Source organism: Nocardia sp. NPDC051832 (assembly GCF_040681285.1).
Lineage (GTDB): Bacteria > Actinomycetota > Actinomycetes > Mycobacteriales > Mycobacteriaceae > Nocardia.
The window spans coordinates 19,853-29,335 of sequence record NZ_JBFAYL010000011.1; the positions used below are offsets into that span (position 1 = coordinate 19,853).

Annotated in this window: 18 protein-coding genes; 14 read left to right on the forward strand and 4 right to left on the reverse strand. The window is 67.2% G+C overall.

Annotation, left to right across the window (positions count from 1 at the left end; translation table 11 throughout):
* Positions 1-27 precede the first annotated feature (27 nt).
* From AB0M14_RS37765 to AB0M14_RS37830, 14 genes are all read left to right on the forward strand, one after another.
* Positions 28-333: a hypothetical protein gene (locus tag AB0M14_RS37765; RefSeq protein WP_365005066.1), complete on the forward strand. Its 306-nt coding sequence runs from the start codon at positions 28-30 to the stop codon at positions 331-333.
* Positions 330-626, forward strand: a complete 297-nt coding sequence (locus tag AB0M14_RS37770) for a hypothetical protein (RefSeq protein ID WP_365005068.1) — start codon at positions 330-332, stop codon at positions 624-626. The genes AB0M14_RS37765 and AB0M14_RS37770 overlap by 4 nt, the downstream gene beginning before the upstream one ends.
* Positions 623-1,126, forward strand: coding sequence for a hypothetical protein (locus AB0M14_RS37775; RefSeq protein WP_365005071.1), 504 nt, complete (start codon positions 623-625; stop codon positions 1,124-1,126). Before AB0M14_RS37770 ends, AB0M14_RS37775 begins: the two co-directional genes overlap by 4 nt.
* Positions 1,123-1,359: a hypothetical protein gene (locus AB0M14_RS37780; protein ID WP_365005073.1), complete on the forward strand. Its 237-nt coding sequence runs from the start codon at positions 1,123-1,125 to the stop codon at positions 1,357-1,359. Before AB0M14_RS37775 ends, AB0M14_RS37780 begins: the two co-directional genes overlap by 4 nt.
* Complete coding sequence (locus AB0M14_RS37785; protein WP_365005076.1) at positions 1,359-2,303, forward strand: phage Gp37/Gp68 family protein; 945 nt, start codon at positions 1,359-1,361, stop codon at positions 2,301-2,303. The genes AB0M14_RS37780 and AB0M14_RS37785 overlap by 1 nt, the downstream gene beginning before the upstream one ends.
* Complete coding sequence (locus AB0M14_RS37790) at positions 2,300-2,587, forward strand: hypothetical protein (RefSeq protein WP_365005078.1); 288 nt, start codon at positions 2,300-2,302, stop codon at positions 2,585-2,587. The genes AB0M14_RS37785 and AB0M14_RS37790 overlap by 4 nt, the downstream gene beginning before the upstream one ends.
* A complete protein-coding gene (locus tag AB0M14_RS37795; RefSeq protein WP_365005081.1) occupies positions 2,584-3,144 on the forward strand; it encodes a hypothetical protein in 561 nt (186 codons plus the stop codon). Before AB0M14_RS37790 ends, AB0M14_RS37795 begins: the two co-directional genes overlap by 4 nt.
* A gap of 169 nt (positions 3,145-3,313) precedes the next feature.
* Positions 3,314-3,526 (forward strand): hypothetical protein, encoded by a 213-nt coding sequence (locus tag AB0M14_RS37800; protein WP_365005084.1) that lies wholly within the window; start codon positions 3,314-3,316, stop codon positions 3,524-3,526.
* Positions 3,523-3,729, forward strand: a complete 207-nt coding sequence (locus tag AB0M14_RS37805) for a hypothetical protein (protein WP_365005087.1) — start codon at positions 3,523-3,525, stop codon at positions 3,727-3,729. Before AB0M14_RS37800 ends, AB0M14_RS37805 begins: the two co-directional genes overlap by 4 nt.
* Positions 3,717-4,556, forward strand: coding sequence for a DUF6551 family protein (locus tag AB0M14_RS37810; protein WP_365005090.1), 840 nt, complete (start codon positions 3,717-3,719; stop codon positions 4,554-4,556). Before AB0M14_RS37805 ends, AB0M14_RS37810 begins: the two co-directional genes overlap by 13 nt.
* Before the next feature lie 141 nt (positions 4,557-4,697).
* Positions 4,698-4,904: a hypothetical protein gene (locus AB0M14_RS37815; protein WP_365005093.1), complete on the forward strand. Its 207-nt coding sequence runs from the start codon at positions 4,698-4,700 to the stop codon at positions 4,902-4,904.
* Complete coding sequence (locus tag AB0M14_RS37820; protein WP_365005096.1) at positions 4,901-5,083, forward strand: hypothetical protein; 183 nt, start codon at positions 4,901-4,903, stop codon at positions 5,081-5,083. Before AB0M14_RS37815 ends, AB0M14_RS37820 begins: the two co-directional genes overlap by 4 nt.
* Positions 5,080-5,289 (forward strand): hypothetical protein, encoded by a 210-nt coding sequence (locus tag AB0M14_RS37825; protein ID WP_365005099.1) that lies wholly within the window; start codon positions 5,080-5,082, stop codon positions 5,287-5,289. The genes AB0M14_RS37820 and AB0M14_RS37825 overlap by 4 nt, the downstream gene beginning before the upstream one ends.
* A gap of 138 nt (positions 5,290-5,427) precedes the next feature.
* On the forward strand, positions 5,428-5,730 hold the full coding sequence (locus AB0M14_RS37830) for a hypothetical protein (protein ID WP_365005102.1): 303 nt from the start codon (positions 5,428-5,430) through the stop codon (positions 5,728-5,730).
* A 41-nt stretch (positions 5,731-5,771) separates the two neighbouring features.
* Here AB0M14_RS37830 and AB0M14_RS37835 read toward each other — a convergent pair whose 3' ends face one another.
* From AB0M14_RS37835 to AB0M14_RS37850, 4 genes are all read right to left on the reverse strand, one after another.
* On the reverse strand, positions 5,772-5,993 hold the full coding sequence (locus AB0M14_RS37835; protein WP_365005105.1) for a hypothetical protein: 222 nt from the start codon (positions 5,991-5,993) through the stop codon (positions 5,772-5,774).
* A 132-nt stretch (positions 5,994-6,125) separates the two neighbouring features.
* Positions 6,126-6,428 carry a hypothetical protein gene (locus tag AB0M14_RS37840; protein ID WP_365005107.1) on the reverse strand — a complete coding sequence of 101 codons (303 nt, stop codon included), beginning with the start codon at positions 6,426-6,428 and terminating at the stop codon, positions 6,126-6,128.
* A gap of 981 nt (positions 6,429-7,409) precedes the next feature.
* Positions 7,410-8,495: a hypothetical protein gene (locus AB0M14_RS37845; protein ID WP_365005110.1), complete on the reverse strand. Its 1,086-nt coding sequence runs from the start codon at positions 8,493-8,495 to the stop codon at positions 7,410-7,412.
* Complete coding sequence (locus AB0M14_RS37850) at positions 8,492-9,295, reverse strand: hypothetical protein (RefSeq protein ID WP_365005112.1); 804 nt, start codon at positions 9,293-9,295, stop codon at positions 8,492-8,494. The genes AB0M14_RS37845 and AB0M14_RS37850 overlap by 4 nt, the downstream gene beginning before the upstream one ends.
* Between the last annotated feature and the right edge of the window lie 188 nt (positions 9,296-9,483).

Consider the following 9,483-nt stretch of genomic DNA (forward strand, 5'->3'; position numbering starts at 1 on the left):
CTCAATCTTCCCTGGAAGGGACACCTGATGACAAACGTCCGCATTTGTGCCACCCCCAGCACGGCCACCGCCACCGCCGCGGTCAGCGGCCAATTCGCCGCCACGACAACCCGATTCCTTGCCACCCTGGCCGCGCTCGAGGATCCCGAGACGCTGCTGGAGCGGGTCAACGAATTCGCCGACCAGGCCTACGAACTGGGCAGCAGCCTCATCGAATCCGGCGACCATCCTCTCGACCGCGTCCAGCTGTGCGCCCAGATCCGCGCCCAGATCCCGGAAAACCTGCACCACCTGCTGCCCGCCCCGCCCGCCGACGAGTGGGACGGACAGTGAGAACCACGAAAAAGGACGAGGTCGGCACGGTCTACCTGCTGCATTTCGACAGCCCGTTCGCCCACGCCCGCCACTACACCGGCTGGACCCGCGACCTCGATGCCCGCCTCGACGAGCACCGCGCCGGGCGCGGCGCCCGGTTGATGAGCGTGATCGGTCAGCACGGCATCACCTGGCAACTCGCCCGCACCTGGGAAGGCACCCGCGGCCGCGAACGCCAGCTCAAACGTGCAGGCGGTGCATCCCGGCGCTGCCCGCTCTGTGGCATCACCCCGAGGAAGGCCCGCTCATGACCACCTACTACCCCGGCGCCGGACGAACCGAACTCGGTGATCAGGCCGCCCTCGACCTGGCGGCCTGGGCCAAACTCCTGCCCGAAGTCCTCGCTCACGTCGGGCACACCCCGGCAGCCGCGGACCTGGTGTGCTCCTCCGAGGCCGGTGACCGCGTCGCCGACTCGCTCACCGCGCTCGCCGATCTCGGCGGCCCGATCTCGGTCGACCAGCTCCGCGAGCGCCTGCCGATCCTGATCCGGCCGCTACTCGGCGACCAGGCCGGATATCCGCGCCTGACCGATCTGCTCGCCGCGGCCGCCGAACTGATCGCCCGCGCCGATGCCGCCTGGGCCATCAACCTCGCGCTCAACAGCACCACCGAATCCATCCAGGTCGGAGGCAACGTCGGCGCGCACCTGCAATTCGCCGCCAGCGTGCTCCGCCAGGCCCACCACCTCATCGAGAGCCCGGCATCCACCAGCAGCCGAAATCCGCTCTCCACGAAAGGCATGTCATGACCCTGGCCACCACGGCGCGCCGGGCAGAGCTCATCGCCACCATCCGCGAGTCCCTCGCCGAGGCCGCCGTCCTTGCTGACCGCGCGCAGCGTGCCCGCGCCGAACTCCTCGGCGACGGCGAGACGTTCTGCGACCCGCTGTTCCTGTTCGCCCCGCACTTCGGGCGGGCCATCGATGACCTGATCTACGCCGTGCACGTCGCCATGTGCCTTAACCCCGATCAGGAGCCGTGATGACCGGTATCGAGTGGACCGAGCGGACCTGGAACCCGGTCACCGGCTGTACCCGCGTCTCGCCCGGCTGTCTGGACTGCTTCATCGAGCGGCAGCCGCCGATGCGGATGGCGCACAGGTGGTTCGACGGCCCGCAGATCGGCGCGAGCACCGGTGTGGAACTGCACCCGGAGCGCCTCGAGCATCCGCGGCGCTGGCGCAAGCCGCAGATGGTGTTCGTCAACAGCATGTCCGACCTGTTCCATGACGACGTGCCGGACGTGTTCATCGCGCAGGTGTTCACGGCGATGGCCCTCGCGCCGCGGCACACCTTCCAGATCCTCACCAAGCGTCCCGCCCGGATGCGGGCGCTGCTGGCGGACCTGTGGTTCCTCGAGGAGGTCCAGGAGCGCTACGCCGGCAACTACGACGGCGAGTGGACCTTCACCTGGCCGCTGCGCAACGTCTGGCTCGGTGTCAGCACCGAAACCCAGCAGTGGGCGAACCTGCGGATCCCGATCCTGCTCGCCACCCCGGCGGCCGTGCGTTTCGTCTCCGCGGAGCCGCTGCTGGGACCGATCGACCTCACCACGATCCCCGGCACTCTGACCGGGATCGACTGGCTGATCGTCGGCGGTGAGTCCGGCCCGAAAGCCCGTCCGATGCACCCGAATTGGGCGCGTGCTCTGCGTGACCAGTGCACCGAGACCGCGGCGCCTGTGCCGTTCTTCTTCAAACAGCACGGCGAATTCGCCAGTTCCCGCTCCGTGGGTGACCGGTGGGAATGGGCCGATCCCGCCGCGTGGGTGCGCGAAAGCGACGGCCAGATCGGCGACGAACAGACCGCCCTGGCCGGTGGCGGGAGCTGGTGCGCGGTGTGGCGCGTCGGCAAGAAGTCCGCCGGCCGCGAGCTCGATGGCCGCTTCTGGGACGAAATACCCGAACCCGCCGGAGTGCCCCGATGACCACCACAGCCGACCCAAACCGGTTCTCCCAGAAGGGCTCCCCCGCCATGGCCACAACGACCATCTCCGCAGACTGGAACACGCAGCTGCACACCGACCTCGCGCGCATCCGCCGCCTCACCGGTGCACTCGCCGCCGCGGCCGCCGATCACGACCTGGGCGCCGCCGAACTGCACGCGGGCCTGGACCAGATCGAAACGATCCGCGCCGGATGGGAACACCACCGGATCATCGAAGCCCGACAGACCTGGGCACGGCTCGAGCGTGAAGGAGCAGACCGATGAACGCCCTGGCTCCGTTCCTCACCGCACCCGAAGCGCCCGACCCGGGCGAGCAACTGCAGAACTTGATCGAAGCCCGCGACGCCGAGCAAACCGCTCGTGAGCTGCCGATCCTGGCCGCTGGTGACCTCAGCGCGTTGGGAGCCGCGCTGTTGAGGCTGCTGAGCGGCCTGCGATCGACCGGTACCGCCCTTGAATCCGCCCAGAAGGCCGCGCACGCCGCCCACCAACTCGGCACCGCGCTGGAAGGCCTCGAGGAGCAGGCCGTCGACGACGACGGCGAAGGCCTGCGCCGATTTCATGGCTTGGCGCGCGCCGGTCTGCCGCAGGTGCTGCGCCCGTACCTGGACATCACCCACGGGGAAGCCGGCGGGTTCTTGTGGCTGTTCTCGATGCTGGCCCAGCTCGGCGAGCAGCTGGCCCTTGCAGAAACGATCGCCGCGGTGCATTACCGCGTCCACGGCGACGAGGACTTGGGCCACGCCATCAGCGGCGCACTGGGCGCGGCCCGTGTCGCCGTCACCCGCGCCGCCGAGCTCAACGCCGGAGAAGACCGATGAGCCGCCGGCGGCCGCCGCGCCGCCCGGCGCGGGAAGAACGTCGGCCTGGACCACGCGGTCCTACCGTGGCACCCAATCCCGCGGGCCGCCATGACAATCCGCGTGGCGGCGGCCTGATGTGCGTACCTACTGACCCCTGGGATCCGGACTCCGAGGAAAGGGAAGACCGATGACCACCATCGAACACACGCTGTACAAGCAGCCCGTGCCTGACACCAGCGGGCGTGCGTTGTGGATCGGGTCGTGCTCGTGCCAGGCCATGACACCCACTCCGGCCTGGGAAGCCGAAGCTATCGCCGAAGCCCACCAGCTCCACGTCGAACTGGTGGCCGTCCTCGCCCAGCACGCGGCCGCCGCCGAGAACGGGCGGGCGTCGCGATGAACTGGCCGATCCGTTACCGCTGGCGGCGCTGGATCCGCGGCGCCGCCGCGCGCGCCCGCACCGAAGCCGCCGAGCAACAGCTCGGCGCCCAGCTGGTCGCCGACTCGCCGCGCGCCCGCCTGCTCACCGCCCGATCCGATTCCCAGGCCCGCATCCACCGGGCCGCCCGAGCGCAAGGAAAACCACCCTCATGCCTGAGATGACCGCCCTGCTCGACCGACCCGAAACCCTGTCCGTCCCGGATGTTTTCGTCGACGCCATCCCGGTGACCGCGATGTTCGTCGATCCCTCCTATCAGCGCGAGCTCGATCTACCGCGCGTGCGGCACATGGTCAAGAACTGGGATCGCCGCCTGGTCGGTGTTGTCGAGGTTTCCGACCGCGGCCCTCGCCACCCGCAGGGCCGCTATGCGCTGATCAACGGCCAGCATCGCTGGGCCGCCGCTGGACGCCGCGACCCGGGCGCGGTCATGGTCGCCAACGTCCGCACCGGTCTCTCGGTCACCCAGGAAGCGATCCTGTTCCACCAAATCGACGCCAACACCCGCCGATTGACCACCTGGGACCGCTGGCATTCGCGCGAAGCCGCCGGCGAACTGGTCGTGCTCGACATCAAAGCTGTCACCGACAGTGTCGGGCTGAAGATCTCTATGACCCCCACCGACGGCAACATCCGCTGCACCGCGACCCTGGAGCGGGTGTGCCGCCTGGGCGGCACCCTGTTGCTCGGCAACACCTTGCGCCTGATCTTGCAGGCCTGGGGGCGGCGCTTGGACGCGGTCGATGCCCCGCTCGTCACCGGGCTGTCGCTGTTCCTGCACACCTACAGCGACGCCGGCCTGGACTATCGCCGCCTGGTCGACGTCCTCGTCGACTTCCTGCCCGGCACCCTCAAAGGCCGCGCCGTCGCCCTGCGCGAGATCGAAAAGAACGGGCCCGTCGGCAAATACATCGCCCTGGTGGTCCTGGCCGCCTACAACAGCGGCCACAACCCCAAGCTCGCGCGCGAACTGCTCGAGCGCGCCGCCTGAACGCAGACACCTCATGCCGTCGGCGACGACGTCGTGAACCTCGAAATCGTTGCCCGGATGCCGTGGCTGCCGGCCGCACCCGAGTCCATCCCGGTCGGTCACACCAGCCCCTGCCCCTGAGAAGAAAGGGAGAAGAAAGAAATGAGTTACCCCGCCATCCCGCTGCCCGCCCAGATCCTCAACCCCGAGGCGGTCGGCGACCCCGATCATCAGCCGATCGTGCGTGTCGACGCCGAATTCGGAAGCTGGCTCGCCGACCCCGCCAACGGTGGCTGCCTGAGCTGCACGGGCATCAACTGGTGCCACGAACCCGGCTGCCCGACCACCACCGAGGCGGTCCGCTCATGAAGCGCGGCACTGACATCCTGTGCACGAACCCCGACTGCCTGGCGCCGTTGGACGAGGTCGACACCGACCACGGGCCGCAGATGGTGTGTGCCGACTGCGGCCGCCGCGAAGCCGCCGCCGGGCCCACGGTGATCTACCAGCTCGGTGACGTGCGCGAACCGCGGAGGCAAGCGTCATGAGCAGATCGCTGGAACGCCAGCTGCTCAGGGCGACCGCGAGCAGCCTGGCCACAGTGCCCGTGCTCGCCTTGTTCCTGGTCGTCTCGCTGCTGACCGGGCTGATCTGGGTGGTGTTCCTGCTCACCAACCCCGCCGAGCCGGTCTCGCCCAGCTCCCCCACCACGACCCGCAATTGCGCGCCGTTCAGCTGCGGGGTGGGGCGGTGACCAAAGATGCGCGAGATAAATTCTCCGGAAAGTTAGACGGCTAGACTGTTAACAGTCTAATATGGGTTTACCTCGAAACGGGACCGGGCGTCGCCTAAACGCCTGGTCCCCGCCCGAAACTCTCAGAAGGGCACCACAATGCAGGATTTGACCCCCGCCATCACCGCCAACGCCACCCAGCTGCTCGACGCTGTCCTGGCCCTCGCATTCGGCACCCCCAGCACCTCGATGTTCATCTCCATGCGCGACCACACCGAGGACGCCACCACCACCGCCGAGCAGCTACGCGACCTGCTCGAGATTCAGACCCAGGGCGGCCGCGGCCCCGTCGAGGATGGCTACATCCCCGCCGACCCCGCCGCCGTCGCCCACGCCCTGCGCACCCACCTGCTCGCCCAGCTCGCGGCACAGACCGGTCTGACCCTCACCGCCGCGGCCTAGGGCTGGTCCCCAATCCGGTCGGGGCGACGGCCACGGGGTGGTCAGTCGTCGTCGACGATGTCTGCCAGTCGGGCGTGGATCTCGGCCTGGCGTTGGAGCCCGTTGACCCAATGCCATCGCTGGACGAGTTCGGCAGCTGTGCGCGGATCGACATGGGTGCCGTTCGCCACCGCTTCGGACGACACGCGGATCGCTTCTTGCAGTGCGTCATACGCGTCATTCGCAAGCCACTGCGCCCGCCCGGATTGTGATGCCACCACCATCACCTCAACCTACGGGTCCCAAGCGCCGACAGCGCCGAAACCGACAGGGAGACACGGGGAATGACCACTCCGCCGCCGGCCATCGGCCGCATGAGATGGCACAGCTAGGCCATATCCGGACCCCCTGACGGGCTACAGTGGTCGCCGGCGCGCGGCCAGCTCGTCGGATCCTGGTGCATCGGTGTGGCCGAGCCGGATCGAGATGGAGATACCGCGCTTGGCCGACAACGCCACGCGGATCCCTCGATCGAGGACCAGGTACCCGGCCAGGACAATGGCTGACCAGGACGCGCTCTGCTGTACAACCGTGTCCCAGGGTGCGGCCGGGACGGCGGTGAGCACGCTGGCTGCCAGGCCCACACTGGTCCACTGCTGCAGGCGACCGAAGCGCATCACATCGCTGCCGCGCGCTGGGTTCACCGGGGGCATGGACACTTCACCGCACTCCGCAATTGTGGGGGTGACCAGGTATTTTCATCGTGGTGCACGTGGTGGGTGCACACGCGGGAAACCCATTCCTGAGCACAACGTTGTGACTTGGTTACTCTCATACTTGTTCCAATGTTTCCTTCAGACGGGACAGACGGACATCAGCTGGCCTGGCCTGCTACGAACAGGTCAGGTCAGCGCCCTCACCAGCCCTTTTGTGGGCCGGTTCGAGCCGCATTTATTGGAGCAAAACTTTCGACAACTCTCCCGCCCACACGCGCGAACACCCCAAGTTGCGAAGATTGTGGTAGCGACTTCGGCTGTGCGGCTGGACACCTCAACATCTTTGCCGACCACCCGGCTGAAAACTCATATAGAAGTACGAGTTTCGCGCCCAACTACCATCGGCAGTGCCCTCTCTCCGCTGGAGACCGTCGTCAGGGACGGGTGAACGCATATGCCTCCCGGGCTGTTCTGTCGAATGCACCGCCAGCATCGAAGATGGACGGCCCCATCGCCCTTGCCGAGCAACGGTAAACGGACCATAGCGGCGCACCCCCACACTGAGAGCAAGCCGTTGCCCGCCACGACGGCGGGCTTCTCAATCCTTGCGGAGCACTGCCGAGACCAACACCTCAAGAAGCCCCCCAAGTTCTTCTCAAGTTCGCGGCGAAGTTGAGGGGTTGCCATCGACCGCACGTACTGCTAGGCCACTCAGCGCACGCCGAGGTCATGGCCGAGTAATCGCGCCTGAGCAGTGGTCGTGTTTCCACTGGTTCAGCATGCACCGAGACACTGATGGGCAGCACAGCGTCGCACGCATAAGTCGTATGCGTCCGGCGCATACTCCGCGCCGGTGTCGAACAGTGGCAGCGAAGGCGATTCCCCTGGTCCTGATCGACACCGCCGGCGCTTACTGCAACCCTGCTCAGCCGAACACCAGACCCAGCGTTATAAGTCAACTTTTGGGTATGCGTTCGGCGTCGCTCATGCCGAGTGGCGGAACCCGTCGGTGTCGTCGATGAGCAGCACGCTGCCCGGTTCTGTCGTGTGTTGTTCACTGGGTCGGACGAGAGTGGCGGCGTGGCCGTCGAACCGGACCAGCGGGACGTCCTCCTCGGCGTTGTCCACGATGATCAGCACGCCGGGTTCTTTGGGTTGCGGCTGGTGGGCGTCGGCTTTGGCGAGTTCGTCGGCGAAAGACTCGGCGACATCACGCAACTGGTCGAGTACATGTTTGGCCGCTGGTGCGGTGTCGCGTGTATGGCGTTGGGCGCCGGCGTAGTTCGCAATCGCTTCATAAGCTGAGACCAGGAAGCCCTCTGCTCCGGACCCGGTGACTGTGACCACGACGGCGTCGACGCCACAGTCGACGGCACCCGGAGCGGCGGGCCAATCGCTGGCGCCGAAGGTAGCCACCGTCCAGGCGATGTCCATGCCTTGAAGCCGGACTCGGCGGGCGGTGCGGGGTGCGTTGGTGACCATCACGGTCAGCAGATCCCACAGCGCCGTGCTCGGGGGTGTGCACCGCATCTCGCTGTAGCGATCGAAGGCGACATCGAAGCGTGCGGCTAGGCACAGCTTTTCCCCGAGTTCGTGACCGGGTTGGCTGTGTTTCACACAGGCTGGGTCGGTGGACCAGGACTTGATCTGGACCAGGGTGCGCGCCGGCGTCGGTAGCGGCTGGGCGAATTCGGTCATGTCGACATAGACAGGCTCGGGGGCGGTGACCCATTCCTGGGCGAGCATGCGTGCGAAGGCTGCTTTGCCGAATCCTCCTGACCCGAGGATGGCTGTGACCCGGTGCTGACCGTCGATCAGGTATTCATCGAGCTCCGGGCACATGCCGATGTCCGACCCGACAGGCACGCCGCGGGGCTCGCAGGCCTGCGGCTCCAGATCTCGGGATTGGTGGTGCTGCATGTGCTGGCGCAGGTCGAGGATGTGGTCGATCTCGCTATCGGGGGTGCGATTCTGCAGAGCCTGAGCGCCGCGGGTTCCCAGCGAGGACCGTGCGATCAGCTCACGGATGCGGTTCAGGTCCGGGGCACCGGTGTCTTCGGAACGGTTCATGAGAGCCTCCTCGTCGTGCTCAGCCGGTCGACCCATTGGTGTTCCTGCTTGAGCCGCCCCCAGCGGTATTCGATCGCCTTTCTGGTGATGTCGGGGTACAACTCGGCGATCTCGGCGGCGGTGTAGCCGTTGACCTTCGCCCAGACGATGGCGCGCTCGAGCTCGGTCAATCCGCTCAGTTCCTCGCGCAACATCGCATTGGTGATCGCGGTGGCCTCCGGATCCGGGAACGGAGCCAACAGACAGAACTCGCCGTAGCCGCAGTCGGCGAGCTCGAAAGGGTCCAGGTCCCCGTCGCGGGGATATCGGAAATGGTCGCGGCGCCGCCATTTGCGGAACTCGTTGCCTAAGGCGAGTACGCAGGCACCGACGAAATAGCTCGACAGACTCCGGCCGCGGTCGGGATTCCAGCCGCTACCCGCGCGCAGTTCGCGCTGGACCTTGATCAGTGCCGAGGCAACCGATGCCCGGACCAGCTCTTGGCGAAATCGGCCTTCGCTGCCGAGTCGTTGGCGTTCGAGCTGCGTGGCTGGAGGGGTTAACCGGACACCGTGATCGCGCAGGGCCTTGAAGATCCAGCCGCTGCGCGACCATCCGGTCAACACCGAGGCGCCGTGACGGATCAAGGTTTCGGCGAACTCATCCCAGGCCGGCCCGGCGAAGTCGTGCTCGTGCAACGCCAGATACAGCTCCTCATCGACGGCGCTACGTTCGAAGTCCTCGCTCACCACCTCTCGCACGGCGAGATCGAGGCCCAGCCCCGGCTCGGCGGGGTGGGTGCCGTCGAGCACCCAGTCCACCAACGCCGCCGCACACACCTCATAGTCGGCGTCGGACTCGACCTCTGAGCACGGGATCGAAAACTCCTCTGCCCCTGGCTGTTCCGGTGATCGCCGGGCCGGGGTACTCGCATCGTCAGACGATGCCATCGGCTTCCTCCTTGCCGCGTGCTCGACACCGTGCCGGACCGACGTCCGACGCTCGACCC

Excerpts from the sequence above, each read along its gene's own strand:
- AB0M14_RS37780 (WP_365005073.1), top strand. The coding sequence starts at position 1,123 with ATGACCCTGGCCACCACGGCGCGCCGGGCAGAGCTCATCGCCACCATC.
- AB0M14_RS37815 (WP_365005093.1), top strand. The coding sequence starts at position 4,698 with ATGAGTTACCCCGCCATCCCGCTGCCCGCCCAGATCCTCAACCCCGAG.
- AB0M14_RS37775 (WP_365005071.1), top strand. The coding sequence starts at position 623 with ATGACCACCTACTACCCCGGCGCCGGACGAACCGAACTCGGTGATCAG.
- AB0M14_RS37795 (WP_365005081.1), top strand. The coding sequence starts at position 2,584 with ATGAACGCCCTGGCTCCGTTCCTCACCGCACCCGAAGCGCCCGACCCG.
- AB0M14_RS37800 (WP_365005084.1), top strand. The coding sequence starts at position 3,314 with ATGACCACCATCGAACACACGCTGTACAAGCAGCCCGTGCCTGACACC.
- AB0M14_RS37785 (WP_365005076.1), top strand. The coding sequence starts at position 1,359 with ATGACCGGTATCGAGTGGACCGAGCGGACCTGGAACCCGGTCACCGGC.
- AB0M14_RS37845 (WP_365005110.1), bottom strand. The coding sequence starts at position 8,495 with ATGAACCGTTCCGAAGACACCGGTGCCCCGGACCTGAACCGCATCCGT.
- AB0M14_RS37830 (WP_365005102.1), top strand. The coding sequence starts at position 5,428 with ATGCAGGATTTGACCCCCGCCATCACCGCCAACGCCACCCAGCTGCTC.
- AB0M14_RS37825 (WP_365005099.1), top strand. The coding sequence starts at position 5,080 with ATGAGCAGATCGCTGGAACGCCAGCTGCTCAGGGCGACCGCGAGCAGC.
- AB0M14_RS37805 (WP_365005087.1), top strand. The coding sequence starts at position 3,523 with ATGAACTGGCCGATCCGTTACCGCTGGCGGCGCTGGATCCGCGGCGCC.
- AB0M14_RS37790 (WP_365005078.1), top strand. The coding sequence starts at position 2,300 with ATGACCACCACAGCCGACCCAAACCGGTTCTCCCAGAAGGGCTCCCCC.
- AB0M14_RS37765 (WP_365005066.1), top strand. The coding sequence starts at position 28 with ATGACAAACGTCCGCATTTGTGCCACCCCCAGCACGGCCACCGCCACC.
- AB0M14_RS37820 (WP_365005096.1), top strand. The coding sequence starts at position 4,901 with ATGAAGCGCGGCACTGACATCCTGTGCACGAACCCCGACTGCCTGGCG.
- AB0M14_RS37810 (WP_365005090.1), top strand. The coding sequence starts at position 3,717 with ATGCCTGAGATGACCGCCCTGCTCGACCGACCCGAAACCCTGTCCGTC.
- AB0M14_RS37835 (WP_365005105.1), bottom strand. The coding sequence starts at position 5,993 with ATGGTGGTGGCATCACAATCCGGGCGGGCGCAGTGGCTTGCGAATGAC.